Origin of the sequence: Pseudomonas sp. CC120222-01a (assembly GCF_003097235.1) — a bacterium.
Lineage (GTDB): Bacteria > Pseudomonadota > Gammaproteobacteria > Pseudomonadales > Pseudomonadaceae > Aquipseudomonas.
In genome coordinates, this window is the sequence record NZ_QEQQ01000013.1 from 127,184 (window position 1) to 147,379 (window position 20,196).

General features: G+C 64.6%; 20 protein-coding genes. 8 read left to right on the top strand and 12 right to left on the bottom strand.

Features of this window, described 5'->3' with window-relative positions; genetic code table 11:
- Positions 1–50: 50 nt before the first annotated feature.
- From N430_RS17680 to N430_RS17690, 3 genes are all read left to right on the top strand, one after another.
- Entirely contained in the window at positions 51–1,415 is a 1,365-nt protein-coding gene (locus N430_RS17680; protein WP_110638092.1) for an MFS transporter, read from the top strand.
- A gap of 79 nt (positions 1,416–1,494) precedes the next feature.
- Positions 1,495–3,048 carry a galactarate dehydratase gene (gene garD, locus N430_RS17685; protein WP_110638093.1) on the top strand — a complete coding sequence of 518 codons (1,554 nt, stop codon included), beginning with the start codon at positions 1,495–1,497 and terminating at the stop codon, positions 3,046–3,048.
- A gap of 23 nt (positions 3,049–3,071) precedes the next feature.
- Complete coding sequence (locus tag N430_RS17690) at positions 3,072–4,652, top strand: aldehyde dehydrogenase (NADP(+)) (protein ID WP_110638094.1); 1,581 nt, start codon at positions 3,072–3,074, stop codon at positions 4,650–4,652.
- Positions 4,653–4,745: 93 nt separating this feature from the next.
- Here N430_RS17690 and N430_RS17695 read toward each other — a convergent pair whose 3' ends face one another.
- Positions 4,746–5,495, bottom strand: coding sequence for a FadR/GntR family transcriptional regulator (locus N430_RS17695; RefSeq protein ID WP_110638095.1), 750 nt, complete (start codon positions 5,493–5,495; stop codon positions 4,746–4,748).
- A 158-nt stretch (positions 5,496–5,653) separates the two neighbouring features.
- On the opposite strand from N430_RS17695, the gene N430_RS17700 reads away from it, so the two are divergent.
- The 3 genes from N430_RS17700 to N430_RS17710 all read left to right on the top strand — a co-directional run bounded on the left by N430_RS17700 (position 5,654) and on the right by N430_RS17710 (position 7,483).
- Positions 5,654–6,388: a GntR family transcriptional regulator gene (locus tag N430_RS17700; protein ID WP_110638136.1), complete on the top strand. Its 735-nt coding sequence runs from the start codon at positions 5,654–5,656 to the stop codon at positions 6,386–6,388.
- 40 nt (positions 6,389–6,428) lie between these two features.
- The gene (locus N430_RS17705; protein ID WP_110638096.1) at positions 6,429–7,079 is read left to right on the top strand and encodes a DUF998 domain-containing protein; all 651 of its coding nucleotides are present in this window, start codon (positions 6,429–6,431) and stop codon (positions 7,077–7,079) included.
- Positions 7,080–7,153: 74 nt separating this feature from the next.
- The gene (locus N430_RS17710) at positions 7,154–7,483 is read left to right on the top strand and encodes a hypothetical protein (protein WP_110638097.1); all 330 of its coding nucleotides are present in this window, start codon (positions 7,154–7,156) and stop codon (positions 7,481–7,483) included.
- A gap of 54 nt (positions 7,484–7,537) precedes the next feature.
- Here N430_RS17710 and N430_RS17715 read toward each other — a convergent pair whose 3' ends face one another.
- The 4 genes from N430_RS17715 to N430_RS17730 all read right to left on the bottom strand — a co-directional run bounded on the left by N430_RS17715 (position 7,538) and on the right by N430_RS17730 (position 11,290).
- Positions 7,538–8,464: a LysR family transcriptional regulator gene (locus tag N430_RS17715; RefSeq protein ID WP_110638098.1), complete on the bottom strand. Its 927-nt coding sequence runs from the start codon at positions 8,462–8,464 to the stop codon at positions 7,538–7,540.
- A 26-nt stretch (positions 8,465–8,490) separates the two neighbouring features.
- Entirely contained in the window at positions 8,491–9,465 is a 975-nt protein-coding gene (locus N430_RS17720; protein WP_110638099.1) for a quinone oxidoreductase, read from the bottom strand.
- 105 nt (positions 9,466–9,570) lie between these two features.
- Positions 9,571–10,041, bottom strand: a complete 471-nt coding sequence (locus N430_RS17725) for an OsmC family protein (RefSeq protein WP_110638100.1) — start codon at positions 10,039–10,041, stop codon at positions 9,571–9,573.
- 34 nt (positions 10,042–10,075) lie between these two features.
- Positions 10,076–11,290: a YeeE/YedE family protein gene (locus tag N430_RS17730; protein WP_110638101.1), complete on the bottom strand. Its 1,215-nt coding sequence runs from the start codon at positions 11,288–11,290 to the stop codon at positions 10,076–10,078.
- Positions 11,291–11,507: 217 nt separating this feature from the next.
- Between N430_RS17730 and N430_RS17735 the strand changes: the two genes are divergently transcribed.
- Positions 11,508–12,416 carry a LysR family transcriptional regulator gene (locus tag N430_RS17735; protein WP_110638102.1) on the top strand — a complete coding sequence of 303 codons (909 nt, stop codon included), beginning with the start codon at positions 11,508–11,510 and terminating at the stop codon, positions 12,414–12,416.
- Here the strand turns inward: N430_RS17735 and N430_RS17740 are convergent, their stop codons facing one another.
- The 4 genes from N430_RS17740 to N430_RS17755 all read right to left on the bottom strand — a co-directional run bounded on the left by N430_RS17740 (position 12,417) and on the right by N430_RS17755 (position 15,520).
- On the bottom strand, positions 12,417–12,923 hold the full coding sequence (locus tag N430_RS17740; protein ID WP_110638103.1) for a DMT family transporter: 507 nt from the start codon (positions 12,921–12,923) through the stop codon (positions 12,417–12,419).
- A gap of 141 nt (positions 12,924–13,064) precedes the next feature.
- The gene (locus N430_RS17745; RefSeq protein ID WP_110638104.1) at positions 13,065–13,643 is read right to left on the bottom strand and encodes a hypothetical protein; all 579 of its coding nucleotides are present in this window, start codon (positions 13,641–13,643) and stop codon (positions 13,065–13,067) included.
- A gap of 162 nt (positions 13,644–13,805) precedes the next feature.
- Positions 13,806–15,095: a sorbosone dehydrogenase family protein gene (locus tag N430_RS17750; protein WP_110638105.1), complete on the bottom strand. Its 1,290-nt coding sequence runs from the start codon at positions 15,093–15,095 to the stop codon at positions 13,806–13,808.
- Positions 15,092–15,520, bottom strand: a complete 429-nt coding sequence (locus N430_RS17755) for a DUF2231 domain-containing protein (protein ID WP_110638106.1) — start codon at positions 15,518–15,520, stop codon at positions 15,092–15,094. The genes N430_RS17750 and N430_RS17755 overlap by 4 nt, the downstream gene beginning before the upstream one ends.
- Positions 15,521–15,693: 173 nt before the next feature.
- Between N430_RS17755 and N430_RS17760 the strand changes: the two genes are divergently transcribed.
- Positions 15,694–15,993: a hypothetical protein gene (locus N430_RS17760; RefSeq protein ID WP_110638107.1), complete on the top strand. Its 300-nt coding sequence runs from the start codon at positions 15,694–15,696 to the stop codon at positions 15,991–15,993.
- Positions 15,994–15,996: 3 nt separating this feature from the next.
- On the opposite strand, the gene N430_RS17765 is transcribed toward N430_RS17760, so the two are convergent.
- The 3 genes from N430_RS17765 to N430_RS17775 form a co-directional block, all read right to left on the bottom strand.
- Positions 15,997–16,782 (bottom strand): hypothetical protein, encoded by a 786-nt coding sequence (locus tag N430_RS17765; protein WP_110638108.1) that lies wholly within the window; start codon positions 16,780–16,782, stop codon positions 15,997–15,999.
- A 58-nt stretch (positions 16,783–16,840) separates the two neighbouring features.
- On the bottom strand, positions 16,841–17,653 hold the full coding sequence (locus tag N430_RS17770) for a class I SAM-dependent methyltransferase (protein ID WP_110638109.1): 813 nt from the start codon (positions 17,651–17,653) through the stop codon (positions 16,841–16,843).
- Positions 17,654–17,946: 293 nt separating this feature from the next.
- Positions 17,947–20,133, bottom strand: a complete 2,187-nt coding sequence (locus N430_RS17775) for an OsmC domain/YcaO domain-containing protein (RefSeq protein WP_110638110.1) — start codon at positions 20,131–20,133, stop codon at positions 17,947–17,949.
- Positions 20,134–20,196: the final 63 nt, after the last annotated feature.

Genomic DNA, 20,196 nt, shown 5'->3' on the forward strand with positions numbered 1-20,196 from the left:
GCTACAACTCGTGAGCCCGCACAAAAATAACTAGTGGGAGTATTACCAGCATGCAAGCGACTAAAAAGACGCATGTGCGCTACCTGATCCTGTTCATGCTGTTCCTGGTGACCACGATCAACTACGCAGACCGAGCCACCATCGCCATCGCAGGCTCCAGCCTGCAGAAAGACCTCGGCATCGACGCCGTTACCCTTGGTTATATTTTCTCCGCCTTCGGATGGGCTTACGTGGCCGGGCAGATCCCCGGTGGCTGGCTGCTGGACCGCTTCGGCTCGAAGAATGTCTATGCCTTCAGCATCTTCACCTGGTCGCTGTTCACCCTGCTGCAGGGCTTTGTCGGCGGCCTGCCGGTGGCCTGGGCGGTGGTGACCCTGTTCACCCTGCGCTTCCTCGTCGGTTTCGCCGAAGCCCCGTCGTTCCCGGGGAACGCCCGTATCGTCGCGGCCTGGTTCCCGACCCAGGAACGCGGCACCGCCTCGGCGATCTTCAACTCGGCGCAGTACTTCGCCACCGCACTGTTCGCTCCGATCATGGGCTGGATCGTGTTCAGCTTCGGCTGGGAGCACGTGTTCGTGGTCATGGGCGCACTGGGCATCGTGTTCTCCATGGTGTGGCTGAAGACCATCCACAACCCGCGCCAGCACCCGCGCATCAGCCAGAGCGAACTCGAGCACATCGAGCAGAACGGCGGCCTGGTCGACATGGACCAGAAGCGCGGCAACGACGGCCCGAAATGGGGCTACATCAAGCAACTGCTGACCAGCCGCATGCTGCTGGGCGTGTACCTGGGCCAGTACTGCATCAACGCCATCACTTACTTCTTCCTCACCTGGTTTCCGGTTTACCTGGTGCAGGAACGCGGCATGACCATCCTCAAGGCCGGCTTCATCGCCTCGCTGCCGGCGGTATGCGGCTTCATTGGTGGCGTGCTGGGCGGTGTGATCTCGGACTGGCTGCTGCGCCGCGGCAACTCGCTGACCTTCTCGCGCAAGCTGCCGATCGTCTGCGGCCTGTTGCTGTCGACCACCATGGTCTTCTGCAACTATGTCGACGCCGAATGGATGGTGGTCGGCTTCATGACCCTGGCCTTCTTCGGCAAAGGCATCGGCGCACTGGGCTGGGCGGTGGTGGCCGACACCTCGCCCAAACAGATCGCCGGGCTGTCCGGTGGCCTGTTCAACACCTTCGGCAACATCGCCTCGATCACCACCCCGATCGTCATCGGCTACATCATCAGCGCCACCGGCTCGTTCAAGTGGGCCCTGGTGTATGTGGGTGCCAACGCCCTGGTGGCGGTGTTCAGCTACCTGGTGATCGTCGGCCCGATCAAGCGTATCGAGCTGCGCGACGATGCCCCGAAGCCGCAACCTGAGCCAGCCGCCAACGGCGAACTGGCCAGCTCGCGGCACTGAGTGAACACGCCCGCGCCGGCTGCTGCCGACGCGGGCGGATGTACAAAAAGCCTGAGAACCTGACAAGTAGGGCCCAAACATGCAGTTGATCGAACATTCCGACTCGCCCCGCTACGTCCGCCTGCACGAAGACGACAACGTCGTGGTCGTGGTCAATGACGGCGGCCTGGGCGAAGGCGCCCGCTTCGCCGACGGCCTGACCCTGGTCGAAGGCGTGCCACAGAGCCATAAGGTCGCCACCGTACTGATCGCCAAGGGCGAGCCGGTGCGCCGCTATGGCCAGATCATCGGTTACGCCCTGGAAGACCTGCGCCAAGGCAGCTGGGTACAGGAAAGCCAGCTGGCCATGCCGGCCGCCCCCGAGCTGGACAGCCTGCCGCGCTGCGATGCAGTGCCCGATGCCCTGCCGCCGCTGGATGGTTTCACCTTCGAAGGCTACCGCAACGCCGACGGCACCGTCGGCACCCGCAACATCCTCGGCATCACCACCACCGTGCAGTGCGTGACCGGCGTACTGGAGCACGCGGTCAAACGCATCCGCGCCGAACTGCTGCCCAAATACCCCAACGTCGATGACGTCGTCGCCCTCACCCACAGCTACGGCTGCGGCGTGGCGATCAACGCTCGCGACGCCTACATCCCGATCCGCACCGTGCGCAACCTGGCGCGCAACCCCAACCTCGGTGGTGAGGCGCTGGTGATCAGCCTGGGTTGCGAAAAGCTCCAGGCCGGCCAGGTGATGCACGATAACGACCCGTCGGTAGACCTCAGCGAGCCTTGGCTGTATCGCCTGCAGGACGCCAGCCTCGGCTTTGCCGAGATGATCGAGCAGATCATGGGCCTGGCTGAAACCCGCCTCAAGAAGCTCGACCAGCGCCGCCGCGAGACCGTGCCAGCCAGCGAGCTGATCCTCGGCATGCAGTGCGGCGGCAGTGACGCCTTCTCCGGCATCACCGCCAACCCGGCGCTCGGCTTCGCTGCCGACCTGCTGGTGCGCGCTGGCGCCACCGTGCTGTTCTCGGAAGTAACCGAAGTGCGCGACGCCATCTACATGCTCACCTCGCGTGCCGAAAACCAGGAAGTCGCCGATGCCCTGGTGCGCGAGATGGACTGGTACGACCGCTACCTGCAGCAAGGTGCGGCTGACCGCAGCGCCAACACCACGCCGGGCAACAAGAAAGGCGGCCTGTCAAACATCGTCGAGAAGTCCCTCGGTTCGATCGTCAAATCCGGCAGCGGCGCCATCCAGGGCGTGCTTGGCCCGGGCGAGCGGGTCAACCGCAAGGGCCTGATCTTCTGCGCCACCCCGGCCAGCGACTTCGTCTGCGGCACCTTGCAACTGGCCGCCGGCATGAACCTGCACGTGTTCACCACTGGCCGCGGCACGCCGTACGGCCTGGCCATGGCACCGGTGGTCAAGGTCTGCACCCGCACCGAGCTGGCCCAGCGCTGGCCGGACCTGATCGACATCGACGCCGGGCGCATTGCCAGTGGCCGCTCGACCATCGAAGAGCTGGGCTGGGAGCTGTTCCACTACTACCTGGACGTGGCCAGCGGCCGCAAGCAGACCTGGGCTGAACAGCACCGCCTGCACAACGACATCACCCTGTTCAATCCGGCACCGATTACCTGATCATTCAACCCTAGGAGCCCCACATGCCAGAGATCCTCGGCCACAACTTCATCGCCGGCCAGCGCAGCGCCGCTGGTTCGCAACGCCTGCAGAGCCTGGACGCCACCACCGGCGAGGCCCTGCCCTACAGCTTCGCCCAGGCCACCGTGGCCGAAGTGGACCAGGCTGCCAAAGCCGCCGCCGCCGCCTTTGTCGAATTCCGCAACCTGAAACCGGCCCGCCGCGCCGAGTTCCTCGACGCCATCGCTGCCGAACTGGACGAGCTGGACGACGCCTTCGTCGCCATCGTCTGCCGTGAAACCGCCTTGCCTGCCGCCCGTATCCAGGGCGAGCGCGGCCGCACCAGCGGGCAGATGCGCCTGTTCGCCCAGGTGCTGCGCCGTGGCGATTTCCTCGGTGCGCGCATCGACCTGGCCCTGCCCGAGCGCCAGCCACTGCCGCGGGTGGACCTGCGCCAGATGCGCATCGGCGTAGGCCCGGTCGCCGTGTTCGGTGCCAGCAACTTCCCGCTGGCCTTCTCTACCGCCGGTGGTGACACCGCCGCCGCCCTGGCCGCCGGTTGCCCGGTGGTGTTCAAGGCGCACAGCGGCCACATGGCCACCGCCGACCTGGTCGGCTGCGCCATCCAGCGTGCCGCCGAACGCACCGGCATGCCCAAGGGTGTGTTCAACATGGTGTTCGGCGCGGGCGTTGGCGAGCCGCTGGTCAAGCACCCGGCCATCCAGGCCGTGGGCTTCACCGGTTCGCTCAAGGGTGGCGACGCCCTGTGCCGCATGGCCGCTGAGCGCCCACAACCGATCCCGGTGTTCGCCGAGATGTCCAGCATCAACCCGGTGATCATCCTGCCGGGTGCCCTGGCCAAGCGAGGTGAAGCCATCGCCCGCGAGCTGGCCGGCTCCGTGTGCATGGGTGCCGGGCAGTTCTGCACTAACCCAGGCCTGGTGATCGGCCTGCAGTCGGCGCAGTACAGCCAGCTGCTCGCCGACCTCGGCCAGCACCTCGACCAGCAGGCCGGGCAGACCATGCTCAATGCTGGCGGCCTGCGCAGCTACGTCGGCGGCCTGGAGCACCTGCACGCCCACGCCGGTATCGAGCACCTGGCCGGCCAGGCCCAGGAAGGCAGCCAGGCCCGTGCCCAGCTGTTCAAGGCCGATGCCCGCCTGCTGGTGGAAGCCGACCCGTTGCTGCAGGAAGAAGTGTTCGGCCCGACCACCGTGGCGGTCGAGGTCAAGGACAATGCGCAACTGCGTGACGCCCTGCTCGGCCTGCGCGGCCAGCTGACCGCGACACTGATCGGCGAGCCGGAGGACTTCGAGGCCTACGCCTGGCTGGTACCGCTGCTGGAAGAGAAAGTCGGCCGCATCCTGGTCAATGGCTACCCGACCGGTGTCGAAGTGTGCGACGCGATGGTCCACGGCGGGCCGTATCCGGCCACCTCCGATGCCCGGGGTACCTCGGTCGGCACCCTGGCCATCGACCGCTTCCTGCGCCCGGTGTGCTACCAGAACTACCCGCAGGCGCTGTTGCCTGAGGCACTGCGTGACGCTAACCCACTGGGGCTGCGTCGCTTGGTGAATGGGCAGTGGAGCGAAGGTTCGGTCTGATTCCACTCAAACAAGAAAGCCCCGCGTTTGCGGGGCTTTTCTTTGTCGCCTGTGCTGGCCTCTTCGCGGGACAAGCCCAGGTTATTGAAGGCCTCAGGCCCCCTGTGCCTCGGCTTCTTCATGGGCCTGGCGCAAGCGCTCGCGGCTGTTGCTCAGGTGCATGCGCATGGCCATCTTCGCCCCTTCGCTGTCGCGCCGGGCGATGGCCTCGTAAATGGCTTCGTGCTCGTGCATCAGGCGGCTCATGTAATGCGCCTGGTCATCATGGGCCAACCGTGCCGAATTCAACCGGGTACGCGGAATGATGCTGGTACCCAGGTGGTTGATGATATCGGCGAAATAATGATTGCCGCTGGCCTGGGCAATGCGCAGGTGGAACTGGAAGTCTGCCGACACTGCATCGGTGGCATGTGCCGCGCCTTCGTTGAGCTCGTCCAGCGCGGCCCGCATGCCGGCCAGCTCTTCGTCGCTGCGCCGTTGCGCCGCGAGGCCTGCCGACTCGATTTCCAGGGCGATGCGCAGCTCCAGCACCGCCAGCACTTCACGCAAGGTCACCACGGTCGCCGGGTCGATACGGAACCCCCCGGTCGCCGGCGCGTCCAGCACGAAAGTGCCGATGCCATGGCGCGTCTCGACCTGCCCGGCCGCTTGCAACCGGGAGATCGCCTCACGCACCACGGTGCGGCTGACGCCCTCCTCGGCCATGATCTGCGATTCGGTCGGCAGCTTGTCGCCGCGCTTGATCTGGCCGCTGCGAATGCGCTCGGTCAGTACCGTGACCAGTTCCTGGGCCAGACTGCGCGGCTTGCGCCGGGTCCTTGCCTGTACCTGCTGCTCTGTCATGCCCTGTATTTCACCTTGAAAGACAGCCGTCATGATAGCGCAAGCAGTTGTACGATCACATACACCCGATGCGGTATTTCATCAAAGCGCTGCGCCAGGTGCACGCCCCGGCACTGGTAGACTGTCGCCCGTTGCACTTGACGGGACTGAGCGAAGGCATGAACGAAACGCGATACGCCGTGGTGGCCAAGGACTTGATGGAAGGCATCGCCAGTGGCCGCTACCCGGTGGGCAGCCTGCTGCCGACTGAATTCGAACTGTGCGATTTGTATGAGGTGAGCCGGCACACGGTGCGGGCGGCGATCAACCAGTTGCTCAACCAGGGGCTGGTGTCACGCCGCAAGCGGGTCGGTACCCGGGTCGAGGCCAGCAGCCCGCGCGGTGGGTACTCGCAGTCACTGGCGACGGTGGCGGACCTTGCGCAGCTGGCGGAAACCCAGCAACGGGAGATTCAGAACGTGCGCCACTTCGTCGCCGACCTGAGTGAAGCCGCGCGCCTGGGGCTGGTACCGGGGGAACACTACTTCTGCGTGTCGAGCATCCGCGTCGACCGCCAGTGCAATACCGCGCCGCTGTGCTGGACCGATGTCTACGCCCAGCGTGATTACGCCGAGGTCATCGAACTGGCCCGCGAGCACCCCGACCAGCTGATCGCCGCGTTGATCGAACAACACTATGGCCGGTCGATCGCCGTCGTCGACCAGCAGGTACGGGCCGTGTTGCTGACGGCAGAGATGGCGCGTGAACTGAAGGCCGCGACGGGTTCGCCAGGACTGAAGATCATCCGCCATTACCGCGAGAAAAACGGTGACCTGATGGCAGTTTCCGAGACCGTGCACCCGGATGACCGGTTCACCCTGGTGACCCAGATGCGCCGGGACACGCAGGGCTGAAACCGCTACAGTAGGTGCTTTCCATGGAAGGAAGTTGCGCATGAAATCGCTCGACCGTGCCCTGCTCGCCTGTGGCCTGCTCATCCCGTTCTGGCTGCTGATCGGCGTCTGGTTCACCGCCCAGGCCTACCCTGGCTACGACCACCTGCAACAGGCCATGAGCCAGCTCGGCGCCCAAGGTTCCCCGACCCAGCACTGGTCGCCCCTGGTCAACAACTTCCCCCTCGCCCTGCTGTTCGGCCTGTTTGCCTGGGGCCTTGCCCGGCATTGGCGCGCCTCGAAACTTGCGCTGCTGAGCGCTGCCCTGATCCTGCTGCATGGTCTGGGCAGCCTCGGCACTGGCCTGTTTCCGTGCGACCAAGGCTGCGCACCTGCCGAGCCGTCGAGCTCGCAGCAACTGCACAACCTCAGTGGCCTGCTGATGTTCCTCTCGTTGACCCTGGCCAGCGCGCTGTGGGCCTGGCTCGGCAAGCGCCTGGCCAGTTCGCCAGCCTTGAGCTGGTTTTCGCTGGCGTGCCTGATTGCCGCGTTGGTCAGCGTCGTGTTCATGGCCCAGGCCGCACAAAGCGGCGAACTGTTCGGCCTGTACCAAAGGCTGAACTATGGCGTGTCAGTGGTGTGGATCGCCGGCTTGGCGCTGAGCTGCCTGCACCCGGCACTGGCAAATCGCATTCGCATCGCCACTACCTGATGGGAAAATGCTGGCCCCCAGGCATCTTTAGCCAAGGCAAACTCCCTTCATCTTCAGATGCTTAGGACAGCAACATGCGAGTATTTCTAGCAACGATGGCCGGCTGCCTGCTGGCCACTGCCGCCTTTGGCGCCCAGGCCAAAGCGCTTAGCCAGAACGACCGCGAAACCTGTGGATGGGGATCGCAGATCGCCGCCGAGGCGCAGCAAGCCAAGCTCTCCGGCGTCACCCTGTACGCCACGCGCAAGAAGCTGCAGGTGCGCCGCTTCGCCAAACCCTGGATGCGCATGACCGCCTTCGGCATCACCGAACAGACCTACAACAGCCGTTCGAAACTGCAGCCGTCAGCGATCAAGCAGACGTATTACGAGCAATGCGTCCAGCACGCAGTGGCAAAACGATAAATATATATATTTCAATTAGTTGAAATATATTACTAATGTATTTTAGAGAATCAGTCAGCCCTGGCTTCGCCAGGGCGGGCCGTCTTTGAAGCGTTCCTCGATCCAGGCCTTGAACGCCCCCATGGCGGCGCTGTTCAGCCGCGCCGAGGGGCGCACCAGGTAGATACCCGCTGCCACGTCCAGCTGCCATTGCGGCAGCACCCGCACCAGACGCCCGGCCGCGAGGTCCTCGCCCATCAACCAGTCGCCACCTGCCAGAATGCCCACGCCGCGCCGCGCGGCCTCAAGCAATGCCTCATTGTCGTTGCCGCGTAACGAGCCGCTGACCCGGACGCTCACCTCCTGCTTTCCACTGTTAAGCCGCCATTCAGGAAATGAACGTAAGCCACTGAATCCTAAGCAGTTATGCTCAGAAAGCTGCTGAGGTTCGAGCGGTTCGCCCTGGCGCGCAAGGTAGGCCGGCGAAGCGCACAGGATGCGCAGGTGATCGCCCAGCTTGCGCGCCACCAGGCGGTTGTCTGCCAGCTCGCCAACGCGGATGGCTGCGTCGAAACCCTCGCCGACCAGGTCAACGAAGCGGTCGGCATACTCGGCTTCGAGGGTCACCTGCGGGTAAGCCAGCACAAAATCCGCCAGCAGGCCGCTGAGCCAGCGGCGGCCCATGGCGGCAGGCAAGGCCAGCCGCAAGCGGCCACGCACCGCTGCGGCGCCCTCGGCGGCCTCCTGCTCGGCCTCGGCAATCAGGCGGCTGGCCTCACGCACGCGGGCTACCAGCCGCTCACCTTCGTCGGTGAAGCGCAGTTGCCGTGTGGTGCGCTCCACCAGGCGTATGCCCAGGCGCTGTTCCAAGGCGTTCAGACGCTTCGACAGCACCGTGGGATGGCGCTCCAGCTGGCGGCCGGCGGCGGCAAACGAGCGTTGCTCGTGCAAGGCCAGCAAGGTGGCGAGTTCATCAGCGCGGCGGCTGTCAAAGGCATCCATGGCAAGGCTCGGTGGTGAGTTCGGAGTCAGGCGGTGAGAATCAGCGCCCCTTCCGACAGCCCTTGCTCCAGGTCCCCATGGGCCCTGGCCGCCTCGGCCAACGGGTAACGGCGCCACACGCGTGGCTGAATGATACCTGCGCCAATCGCTGCCAGCACATCGGCTGCGCGCTGCTGGTATTCCTCGGCCGTGGCGGTGTGGGCAGCCAGGGACGGCCGGGTCAGGTACAGCGAGCCCTTGGCATTGAGAGTGGCCACTTCGATGGGCTCTGGTACCCCGGAGATCGCCCCGCACGACACCAGCAGGCCACGGGGACGCAAGCTGTCCAGCGATGCCTGCAGCGACAGCTTGCCGACGCTGTCATACACGACGTCGACACCCTGCCCCTGGGTCAGCGCACGTACCTGGCTGGCCAGGCTCGCCGCATCGAAGACCAGCACATCATCACAACCCGCAGCCTGCGCCCGCGCCACGCTCTGTGGCTTCGACACCACGCCAATCACCCGAGCCCCCAGATGGCGCGCCCAGGGCGCCATGAGCTGGCCAAGGGCACCGGCGGCGCCATACAGCAGGATCTGCGTACCAGGCCCCACCGGGTAGGTGGCCTTGAGCAGGTACTGCGCGGTGATGCCCTTGAACAGCACGGCAGCGGCTGCTTCATCGTCCAGGCTCGGCGGCAGCTTCACCAGGCGCTCCGCCGGGTACAGCCGGCCGCTGGCATAGGCACCCACTGGGCCGGTGGCATACGCAACGCGGTCACCGACCTGGACGTTGCTCACCCCGGCACCCACCGCGGTCACTCGCCCGGCCCCCTCCAGCCCCAGCCCCGAAGGCAGTGCCAGTGCTGCGCCGCCTTTGCGTTGCAGCACATCGAGGGGATTGACGCCCATAGCAGTCTGCTCCAGCCATACCTGCCCGGGGCCAGGCTGCAGGGGTTGCAGGTGTTCCAGGTGCATGACGTCGGCAGCGCCAGTGGCGCTCAGGGCAATTCGGCTAGCCATGTTCGGTTCCTTGCGGGAGTGAAAGACCGGATCAGGCTAATTGGCAGGCGGAATTCGAACAATCGGTCCAGGTGCAGATGATTGCTGCACCTGGTGAAGCAATGCTCAGCAGGGATAGACTGGCTCGCAGCGCACTTCGGTCTTTACCGAGTTGGCGATGAAGCAGGCGTCGTGGGCCAGATGATGCAGCTGATCGAGCTGCTCCGCCGTCGGCTGGCGCTCCCCGGAGAACTCGACCCGCGGCCGCAGGGTGACCACGGTCATTGCCATGCGCCCTGCTTCATTACGCGCCATCACCCCTTCGGCGTCGTCGGCATAGTGCTCGACGCAAAAGCGCTGCTTGGCCGCCAACGACAGGAACCACAGCATGTGGCAGCTGGACAGCGCGGCGATGAAGGCCTCTTCCGGGTCCACGGCCGAGGCATCGGACATGGGCAGCGGCACCACATGGGGCGACGACGACCCCGGCACCTCGACGCCCCCGTCGAAGCGCCACAGGTGCCGGCGGCTGTACTGGTTACCGAGAAAATCCTGGCCGTCGCGAGCCCAGGCCACGTGAGCGGTGTATTGCGCCATTCGAACCTCCTTGTCCAATTGATCACAGCGTTTTTCAGCAGCCGCTGAGCGCCACCGGGCGGCGTTCGCCGGCAAAGAACATCGGGCGCAGGCGCACGCCGATCAGGTTACCGGCGTAAGCCGCGATCAGCCACAGCCAGCCATGCACGCTACCCGACGCGATACCGCTGAAGTAGGCGCCGATATTACAGCCATAGGCCAGGCGCGAACCATAGCCCAGCAGCAGGCCACCGATCACCGCAGCGATCAGCGATGGCAGCGGGATTTTCAGGCTGGGTGCGAAGCGACCCGCCAGGCCCGCCGCCATCAGTGCGCCGAGCACGATGCCGATGTCCATCACCGTGGTGATGTCCTGCCACAGCGGCGCAGCCAGCGCCTTGGCATTGGCTGGCACCTGCCAGAACACCCAGCTGCCGACGTCCACGCCGAAGCTGGAAAGGGTCTTGGCGCCCCACAGGGCGAAGGCCGACGTGATACCCCACGGGCGCCCGGCCAGGGCCAGGGTGGCGTAGTTGAGCAAGGCCAGGGCAATCGCGCCCCACAGCAGAGGCCAAGGGCCGCGCAGGAAGCGGCGCAGACCTTGATGCTCGCTGCTCAGGGGCGCTTCCAGGGCGCCATGACGACGCTTTTCCAGCACCACGGTAGCCCAGGCGATCAGCGCGAACACGGCCACGCTGACCAGCAGCGCAGGCACCACGCCCCAGGCCTGGACGATCGAGGTGGCCGGGAACGACGGCAGCGCGAACCACCAGTCGGCATGGTGGGTGGCGCTGACCGAGCCGATGATGAAGAACAGCAGGGTCACCAGCATCCGCGCATTGCCACCGCCGACCGTGAACAGCGTGCCCGAGGCACAGCCGCCCCCCAGTTGCATGCCGATGCCGAAGATGAACGCGCCGAACACCACCGACACGCCAGCCGGCGCGACCAGGCCGGTAACCGGGGTACCGAACAGGCTGCCAGCCGACAGCGCCGGGAAGAACAGCAGCACGGCCAGGGTCAGCATGACCATCTGCGCACGCAGGCCGGCGCCGCGGCGCTCGTTGATGAACACGCGCCAGGCCGAGGTGAAGCCAAAAGCGGCGTGGTAGAGCGTCAGGCCCAGGGCGGCGCCGACCATCAACAGCAGCACCTGTTTGAAGCCGGCGTTGAGGTTGAGGAACCAGGCGCCGGCCAGCAGCAGGGCCAGGGCGATCAAGGGCGCACCGAGGCGGCGCGGTTCGGGTGTGGCGGTTGCAGAAAGACCCATCGGAATACTCGGATTACAGTGAAACGGGGGGCGAGTATAACCCCAAAGGTGGATTGTGTTGCCTGCACCGGCCTCTTCGCGGGTGAACCCGCTCCCACAGGATTACCTTTTCCTCAGGATCTGTGTAGTACCTGTGGGAGCGGGCAAGCCCGCGAAGGGGCCAGTACATCTGTTAGGCTGATAATCACCTGTCAAAGCCACCAAAAGCATTCGCCCCATGGATGAACTGCGCAAGATCGACCTCAACCTGCTGCTCACCCTGCACGCCCTGCTCAGCGAAAAGCACGTGACCCGCGCCGCCTTGCGCCTGCACCGCAGCCAACCCGCCGTCAGTCATGCCCTGGCGCAGCTGCGTGCACACTTCGACGACCCGTTGCTGATCCGCCAGCACGGCCAGATGGCCCTGACCGCCCGCGCCCAATCCCTGGCCAAACCGCTGCAGGATGCCCTCGGCAGCCTCAACGGCCTGCTGGCCGCGCCACAATTCGACCCTGCCCTGGCCCGACGCCGCTTCAGGCTGTCGCTGTCCGACTATTCCTCGCGCATCATCCTGCCGCCGCTGGTGCGCCATCTGCGCCAGGTCGCCCCCGGCGTCGACCTGGCGATCAGCCAGGCCAGCCGCGAAACCATGCTCGCGCAGTTGCTCGATGGCGAACTCGACCTGGCCCTGGGCATCTTCCCCGAACTGCCAGCCGGTATCACCACCCAGACCTTGTTCGAAGACCGCTTCATCAGCGTCGCCGATCGCCACGTGCTGCCAGCCAAGGGCGGGCTCACCCTGGAGGACTGGCTGACGCGCCCGCACGTGCTCATTGCCATGCACCCGGATGCCCACGATGAGATCGAGCGAGCCTTGGCCGAACAAGGCCTGCGCCGGCACATTGCGCTGGCGCTGCCCCATTGGAGCGCAGCGGTCGAAGTACTCGCCGGGACTGACCTGATCCTCACCGTAGCTAGCCGTGCGGTTGGCTCGATGCGCCAGCACCCGTCACTGCGCCAGTTCACCCCGCCACTGCCGATCCCTGCCCTCGCCTATCAACAGGCCTGGCATGGACGAAAGGACAGCGACCCCGGCCATCGCTGGCTGCGCAAAGCAGTCTGGGCGTGCAGCCAGCCCGGGCACTGATCAGCGCTCGATCACGGCCTGGCCAGACGACGGGGTCGAAGTCCAGCCGCCCTGCACCAGCAACACACCACCCAGGATCAGTAGCACACCGGCAACCCTGGCCAGGTTCACTGGCTTGCTGGCAACGCCCATCAGCCCGAAGTGATCGACGATCACCGAGGTCAGGATCTGCCCTGCCACCACCAGCACCAGGAAACCCGCCGTGCCCAGCTTAGGTGTCAAGGCTGCAGCGCCGGCCACATAGAGGGCGCCCAGCACACCACCGATCCAGAGCCACCACGGGCCTTGCAGCGCCTTGCTCAGGTCAGGCATGGGCACCCGCAGGACCAGCAACGCCGTGATGATCACCACCGAACTGACCGTCAACGAGGTGAAGGCGCCCCACAACCAGTGCCCCAGCGCACGGCCGACGGCGGCATTGCTGGCGGCCTGATACGGCAGCACGAAGCCTGCAAGCAGGGCCATCATCACGGGAAGGAATGCAAACAGCAGAGTCTTGTAGGACATGGTGGGTCTCATCTGAAGTCAGGATGAGACCATGATCGGTAAATCGACAGCGCTTATGGAAATCGAAAATATGCACGTGCGGTATTCGTCACGCGCATGCCGGCGAATGCGGGCCTGCCGAAGCGTGCCCGCAGCCCGACCTCAACGCCAGGTATCGACCCGCAGCACTTCGGTGTAGATCGCATCGACGGTCTGGCCGACCTTGAGGTTCTTCATCCGCTTCTGCAGGTCCGGGTTCTCGACCTTGACCACCTGCAGCTTGCCCTCTGGCGGCAACAGGGTCACTTCATGTGTCTTCAGGTCAATTTTCTTGATCTGCGAGGTTACCCGAACCTGACGGAACGCTTCGCCGCCCGGGTTGGGATTGTCCTTGGTGGCGCGAATGGTGCCGGACTCTTCACTCGCTTTGGGCGCGCCGCCCACATTGCTGTTGAGCACGTAGGCGATTGCCCTGGTGACGTAGATATCGACGTTGTCACCTACCTTCAGGTTGGGCAGCGCCTTGGCCTTTTCCGTCAGTTGCAGGGTGACATCCTTGTCGTTCGGCCCTTTTACCGTGACCTGGCGGTTGGCCAGGTCGATGGCGGTGACCTGGGTTTTGACGTGGCTTTCCAACGCCTGGCTGCCAATCGGAATCTCGGCGGCCTGCACCGTGAAGGTGGCAGCGGACATCAGCGTGGCGAGGGCAACAGCGCGAGCGAGCGTGCTAATAGGATTCATAGGCCTGCTTCCATGTGTTCAAGACCGGGTTTGCGCGTGAAATGTTCACGCGCAAAGAAGCATAGCCATTGCTCACCACTCTGCAGGCAAACGCCCGCGCTGCTGCACATTTCAACCCCTTGGCGTCAATAGGCGGCTCCCGCAAGGGACTGCGTAGGGCAGTCAATTACGCGTCACGCGCCAGACGGTGTTGGCCAGGTCATCCGCAATGATCAACGCCCCGCGCGGGTCCACCGTCACGCCCACAGGCCGACCTCTCGTCTTGCCGTCGTCCCCGCGGAACCCGGTGGCAAAGTCGATCGGCTCACCGGCCGGCTTGCCCGCCTTGAACGGCACGAAGATCACCTTGTAACCCACCGGATTCGGGCGATTCCAGCTACCATGCTCGCCCACGAACACCCCGTCGGCAAACCGTTCGCCCATGGCCGGGATTGAGAAGTCCACGCCCAGCGCGGCAACGTGCGACCCCAGGCTGTAATCCGGCTTGATAGCGGCCGCCACCTTGTCCGGATTCTGCGGTTTCACCCGCTCATCGACGTTCTGCCCCCAGTAGCTGTACGGCCAACCATAGAAGCCGCCCTCTCGTACCGAGGTGAGGTAGTCCGGCACCAGGTCCGGCCCCAGTTCGTCACGCTCGTTGACCACCGTCCACAACTGCCCGGTGTCCGGCTGAATGGTCAGCGCCGTCGGGTTGCGCAAACCGGTGGCGTAAGGCTTGTGCGCCCCGGTCACGGCGTCGATCTGCCAGACCATGGCGCGGTCGATCTCCACCTCCATGCCACGCTCGGTGATGTTGCTGTTCGAACCGATGCCCACATACAGGTAGCGGCCATCAGGGCTGATAGTCAGTGCCTTGGTCCAGTGGTGGTTGATCTCGGCCGGCAGGTCGGTGACCTTGGTCGGCGGGCCGCCAGCCTTGGTCTGGCCGTCCTGGTAATCGAAGCGCACCAGCGCATCCTGGTTGGCCACGTACAGCTTGCCGTCGGCAAAGGCCAGCCCGTAGGGCGCATTGAGGCCGTCGGCGAACACCGTCTGCACCTCATAGGTGCCATCGCCATCGGCATCGCGCAGCAGGGTCAGGCGGTTGCCGCCCTTCACCTGCGTATTGCCCTTGGCTTTGATCTGGCTGGCGATCACGTCCTTGGGCTTGAGCTTGACCGCACTGCCGCCGCGCCCTTCGGCGACCAGGATATCGCCATTGGGCAGCACCAGGCTCTGGCGCGGGATCTTCAGGTCAGTGGCGATCGCCGTGATGCTGTAGCCCTCAGGCACGGTGGGCTTCTGCTCGCCCCATTGCGCCGGTTGCGCGATCTTCATGCTCGGCAGCAGGCCGCGCTCCGGGGCCGGCAGCTTCGGGTCGGGCCCCAGTGCCTGGGTCGGCTCGCCGTCACCGCCACAGGCGGCCAACAGCAGCGCCACGCTCAACAACGACAGTCCATGCAACGGCTTCATGCCTCACCTCCCGAACCCAGGTTGCTCATGCCCAGCCATGCCGCCACGCAGGCCAGCACGGTGACGATCACCGACAGCACCAGGCCCGCCGGCATCACTGCCCAGGCATCCTTGGCATGCTCGAAGGCATTGATCAGCCCCAGCACCCAGGTCGCCAGCAACAGCAGTAAATACAGCGTCGGGCGCCCGCCCTTGCGCGGGGCGCGGATCAGGTTGGCCAGCGCGAACAACAGCGCCAGTCCGCAGAACAGCAGGCCGCCAGCGATCAGCCAGGCGGCGAAGTTGCTCCACTGGATCTGGTAGCTCTTGAAGTAGGCAATGTCGCTCAGCAGCGCGCCGAGAAACAGCGGGACCGTGCCGGCCAGCAGGATCGCGTGCAGCGGGCTGGGCGTGCATCGGTAGAGAGTTTGCTCTGTAGCGGTCACGGCGCCTCCTTAATCAGTCAGTGACCCGAGGCTGAGGGACTGGCGCGGCGGCCTGGTCCATCAGGCGTGCGCAGGGTGCGCATAAGAAGGGATCACCTTGACGTTCGGATAGTTCACCGCTTGGCTTGATAGAAATATCCTGAAAGACTTAATACGTCGGGATGAGGGATACCATGAAGACTTGCAGCACACGACCTTACGCGTACTGGGCCGCGCATGCCTTTCTGGCCATCAGCCTGGCACTCAATGCCGGCTGTTCGAGCAAAAACAGCAAGGCGCGCTACTACGCCGCCGCGCCAGGCTCCAACTGTTACGCCAAGGCGCTGCCAAGCACCGGTGAAGGCGGCCTGGCCTGGGGCAACACGCTAGGCATTGCCAAGCAGAAGTCGCTGAACAACTGCATCCGCTATGCCGGCCGCTCCGGTGGTACGCCAGACACCTGCCAGGTGGTGTTGGCCAAATGCAAGAACTGACCCCTAGGCCGGGTCTGCGCCGTTGAGCAACGCGTCAACAACGCTTTCGAGCTCCGATAGCTCGATTTCCGCCAGCGTCCCCGCTTGCGCGAGGCGCTGGTCACAGTCGATGACTACCTGCACGCTCCGACGTGCCTGGTTCCCCGGGTATTTGCGCAGCGTCAGCTCGACCTGCCAGGCACTGACCCAGGTGCTGATGTCCGCCGACCAGCGCCTGTCTTCGAACGCCAGCAGGCAGGTCCCCTGCCGGGTATCGATGATCCGCGGGCAGTAGACCCAGTGGGAGCTTGCCGCCTCCCACGGGGTAACCAGCAGTCGGTAGCGGTCATCTTCCGAGCGCGAGTGAATGTCCACCTCGTCTGCGGGCTGGCCATTGGCATCCACGTAGCACTGGAACGCCTCGACCTGGGCAGCGAAGCGCGCCATGCCCTGGTAATAATCGACATGCTTCCTGTACCCGGCGAACGCCGCAGACTGCGGCCCGTCGGCATACAACGAGACAATGGCCGCACACTGCACCAGCCAGTAGATCTCATCCGACAGTTCGTGGCCCTTGCTGCTGCCCAGGTCGACCGCCTTTGACAGCAGCTCCCTGGCCAGCGGCTGGCCAACCTCACGCAGTGCAGCAGCCTGTACAGGCGGCAGTGTTCCCACGGCCTGCGCGATAAAGCTCACATAACGCTGTTGCAGTGATTGCCCGGCCAGGCCCAGCACCGGGCACTGCGGCGGCGGCAGGTCGAGTGGTTCGGGCGCCCTTCTGTTGCGAGGCAGGTGGAAAAGGTTGATCACCAGTGACTTCCTTGTGAGGGTGCGGACGCCCGCCATGCTACCCCATGAGCCGCCTCCTTCAGTACCGGATGATCACCACTTCCAGATATTCACTGGGCACCACCAGGGACGAGGCTCCGGCCTGGTTGTGCTCGTCCAGCAATGCCGTGAGGTCGCTCTCCAATGCCGCCGCTGCATCCGCCGGCAGTGCAGCGAAGGCTTTGTGCACCGGCCCGTACCAGGTGCGGAACACGTCGATGAAATGCGCCGCCGAGCGATAGCGGAAGTTGAACTGCTGGCGGCTGACGTCCATCGCGCCAATCTTGCCAGCGAACATCTCGCGTAATTGTGCTTCATCACCCCAGCGCGATGGCGGCAAGGCGCCGGGAGGTGGTGGTACATGCCGGCCGAGGGTCTTGAACATCTGCCCGACAAAACCCTGCGGCGTCCAGTTGGCCAGGCCGATACGCCCACCCGAGCGGCACACGCGGGCCATCTCCCGCGCAGCCTGGGTTTGGTCGGGGGCGAACATCACGCCAAAGGTAGACAGCACGACGTCGAAGATACCGTCCTTGTACGGCAGCGCTTCGGCATCGGCCACTTCGAAATCGACCTTGAAGTGCTCCGCACGGGCACGCGCTTCACCGCGCTTGAGCAGTTCGGCCACATAGTCGGTGGAGGTGACCCGGCAGCCGCGCCGGGCGGCGGCCAGGGTGGCGTTGCCATTGCCGGCCGCGACATCCAGCACCTGCTCGTCCCAGCGCAGATCGCAGGCTTCGGCCAGGCGTTCACCGACCAGTTGCAAGGTGGTGCCGATCACCGCGTAGTCGCCGCTGGCCCATGCCGCTTGCTGGCGGGCCTTCAGTGCATTGGTATCCAGAGGAGTGCTCATGGTCTGCGCCTTCTTGTTGTGCGCGCGGCCGAGGTCCTTCTGGCGGTCTACGCGCCATGGAATGGGATAGGTTTGAGCGGGATTCAGCTAAGCGCTGATGACATGATGCGGCAAGGGTGGTGCAATACGAATTAGCGATTGATGCATGAACATTCGGCTATTTGGGGCAGTTTCGCAGCCCTTTCGCGACACAAGGCCGCTCCCACAGGTACCGTGCTAGTCTCACGGACTGCGCAGTCCCTGTGGGAGCGGCCTTGTGTCGCGAAAGGGGCGCAAAGCGCCCCCAAAATGGGTCAGGCGAACTTGGCCCGCGCAGCGTGCAGCTTCTTGTAGCTCTCGATCAGGCGCAGATGGCGGTCCAGCCCTTCCAGCTTCATGCTGGTCGGGGTCAGCCCATGGAAGCGCACGCTACCGTCGACCGAGCCCAGCACCGCGTCCATCCGCGGGTTGCCGAACATGCGGCGGAAGTTGGCTTCGTAGTCGGCCATCTCCAGCTCTTCGTCCAGCTGCACTTCCAGCACCACGTTCAATGCCTGGTAGAACAGGCCGCGCTCGACGGTGTTGTCGTTGAACTGCAGGAACGCCTCGACCAGCTCCTTGGCATCCTCGAAGCGCTTGAGCGCCAGGCAGATCAACAGCTTCAGCTCAAGAATGGTCAGCTGGCCCCACACCGTGTTCTCGTCGAACTCCACGCCGATCAGGGTGGTGATGGTGGTGTAGTCATCCACCTCGCACTTGTCCAGGCGACGGCGCAGCGCGCGCAGGGCGCGGTCGTCGAGGCTGTGCAGGTTGAGGATGTCGGCACGGAAGCCCAGGGCGCGGTTGGTGTTGTCCCAGATCAGGTCCTCGACCGGGTAGATCTCGGAGTAACCCGGCACCAGGATGCGGCAGGCCGTGGCGCCGAGGTTGTCGTACACCGCCATGTACACCTCTTTGCCGAGGTCTTCGAGGATGCCGAACAGGGTTGCGGCTTCCTGGATGTTGGAGTCCTCGCCGTGGCCGGAGAAGTCCCACTCGACGAACTCGAAATCGGCCTTGGCGCTGAAGAAGCGCCACGACACCACACCGCTGGAGTCGATGAAGTGCTCGACGAAGTTGTTCGGCTCGGTCAGCGCATGGCTTTCGAAGGTTGGTTGCGGCAGGTCGTTGAGGCCCTCGAAGCTACGGCCCTGCAGCAATTCGGTGAGGCTGCGCTCCAGCGCCACTTCAAAGCTCGGGTGGGCGCCGAACGAGGCGAACACGCCGCCGGTGCGCGGGTTCATCAAGGTCACGCACATCACCGGGAACTCACCGCCCAGCGAGGCGTCCTTGACCAGCACCGGGAAGCCCTGCTCTTCCAGGCCCTGGATGCCAGCGAGGATACCTGGGTACTTGGCCAGCACATCCTGCGGAACGTCCGGCAGGGCCAGCTCGCCCTCGAGGATTTCGCGCTTGACCGCACGCTCGAAAATTTCCGACAGGCACTGCACCTGGGCTTCGGCCAGGGTGTTGCCGGCGCTCATGCCATTGCTGAGGAACAGGTTTTCGATCAGGTTGGACGGGAAGTACACCACCTGCTCGTCGGACTGGCGCACGAACGGCAGCGAGCAGATGCCGCGCTCGGTGTTGCCCGAGTTGGTGTCGTACAGGTGCGAGCCGCGCAGTTCGCCGTCGGCGTTGTAGATCGCCAGGCAGTTTTCGTCGAGGATTTCTGCCGGCAGCGCGTCCTTCGGCCCTGGCTTGAACCACTGCTCGTTCGGGTAATGCACGAACGCCGCGTTGGCGATGTCTTCACCCCAGAACTGGTCGTTGTAGAAGAAGTTGCAGTTCAGTCGCTCGATGAACTCACCCAGCGCCGAGGCCAGTGCGGCCTCCTTGGTCGAGCCCTTGCCGTTGGTGAAGCACATCGGCGACTGCGCGTCGCGCACGTGCAGCGACCAGACGTTAGGCACGATGTTGCGCCACGAGGCAATCTCGATCTTCATGCCCAGGCCAGCAAGGATGCCGGACATGTTGGCAATGGTCTGCTCCAGCGGCAGGTCCTTGCCGGGGATATAGGTGGTGGTGTCGGCCACCGGCATCAGCAGGCCCTGGGCATCGGCGTCGAGGTTGTCGACCTCCTCGATGATGAACTCGGGGCCGGTCTGCACCACTTTTTTCACGGTGCAGCGGTCGATGGAGCGCAGGATGCCCTGGCGGTCCTTTTCGGAAATGTCCTCGGGCAGTTCGACCTGGATCTTGAAGATCTGGTTGTAACGGTTCTCCGGGTCGACGATGTTGTTCTGCGACAGGCGGATATTCTCGGTGGGAATATCGCGGGTCTGGCAGTACAGCTTGACGAAGTACGCCGCGCACAGGGCCGACGAGGCCAGGAAATAGTCGAACGGGCCCGGGGCCGAACCATCGCCCTTGTAGCGGATCGGCTGGTCGGCGATCACCGTGAAGTCGTCGAACTTGGCTTCAAGACGAAGGTTGTCGAGAAAATTGACCTTGATTTCCATGCGGGGATTACCGTGATTTAAGCGTGCAAAACGAAATTGGCCGGCATTATCCGGGTTTTCGCC

Excerpts from the sequence above, each read along its gene's own strand:
- N430_RS17680 (WP_110638092.1), top strand. The coding sequence starts at position 51 with ATGCAAGCGACTAAAAAGACGCATGTGCGCTACCTGATCCTGTTCATG.
- garD (WP_110638093.1), top strand. The coding sequence starts at position 1,495 with ATGCAGTTGATCGAACATTCCGACTCGCCCCGCTACGTCCGCCTGCAC.
- N430_RS17690 (WP_110638094.1), top strand. The coding sequence starts at position 3,072 with ATGCCAGAGATCCTCGGCCACAACTTCATCGCCGGCCAGCGCAGCGCC.
- N430_RS17695 (WP_110638095.1), bottom strand. The coding sequence starts at position 5,495 with ATGACAGAGCAGCAGGTACAGGCAAGGACCCGGCGCAAGCCGCGCAGT.
- N430_RS17700 (WP_110638136.1), top strand. The coding sequence starts at position 5,654 with ATGAACGAAACGCGATACGCCGTGGTGGCCAAGGACTTGATGGAAGGC.
- N430_RS17705 (WP_110638096.1), top strand. The coding sequence starts at position 6,429 with ATGAAATCGCTCGACCGTGCCCTGCTCGCCTGTGGCCTGCTCATCCCG.
- N430_RS17710 (WP_110638097.1), top strand. The coding sequence starts at position 7,154 with ATGCGAGTATTTCTAGCAACGATGGCCGGCTGCCTGCTGGCCACTGCC.
- N430_RS17715 (WP_110638098.1), bottom strand. The coding sequence starts at position 8,464 with ATGGATGCCTTTGACAGCCGCCGCGCTGATGAACTCGCCACCTTGCTG.
- N430_RS17720 (WP_110638099.1), bottom strand. The coding sequence starts at position 9,465 with ATGGCTAGCCGAATTGCCCTGAGCGCCACTGGCGCTGCCGACGTCATG.
- N430_RS17725 (WP_110638100.1), bottom strand. The coding sequence starts at position 10,041 with ATGGCGCAATACACCGCTCACGTGGCCTGGGCTCGCGACGGCCAGGAT.
- N430_RS17730 (WP_110638101.1), bottom strand. The coding sequence starts at position 11,290 with ATGGGTCTTTCTGCAACCGCCACACCCGAACCGCGCCGCCTCGGTGCG.
- N430_RS17735 (WP_110638102.1), top strand. The coding sequence starts at position 11,508 with ATGGATGAACTGCGCAAGATCGACCTCAACCTGCTGCTCACCCTGCAC.
- N430_RS17740 (WP_110638103.1), bottom strand. The coding sequence starts at position 12,923 with ATGTCCTACAAGACTCTGCTGTTTGCATTCCTTCCCGTGATGATGGCC.
- N430_RS17745 (WP_110638104.1), bottom strand. The coding sequence starts at position 13,643 with ATGAATCCTATTAGCACGCTCGCTCGCGCTGTTGCCCTCGCCACGCTG.
- N430_RS17750 (WP_110638105.1), bottom strand. The coding sequence starts at position 15,095 with ATGAAGCCGTTGCATGGACTGTCGTTGTTGAGCGTGGCGCTGCTGTTG.
- N430_RS17760 (WP_110638107.1), top strand. The coding sequence starts at position 15,694 with ATGAAGACTTGCAGCACACGACCTTACGCGTACTGGGCCGCGCATGCC.
- N430_RS17770 (WP_110638109.1), bottom strand. The coding sequence starts at position 17,653 with ATGAGCACTCCTCTGGATACCAATGCACTGAAGGCCCGCCAGCAAGCG.
- N430_RS17775 (WP_110638110.1), bottom strand. The coding sequence starts at position 20,133 with ATGGAAATCAAGGTCAATTTTCTCGACAACCTTCGTCTTGAAGCCAAG.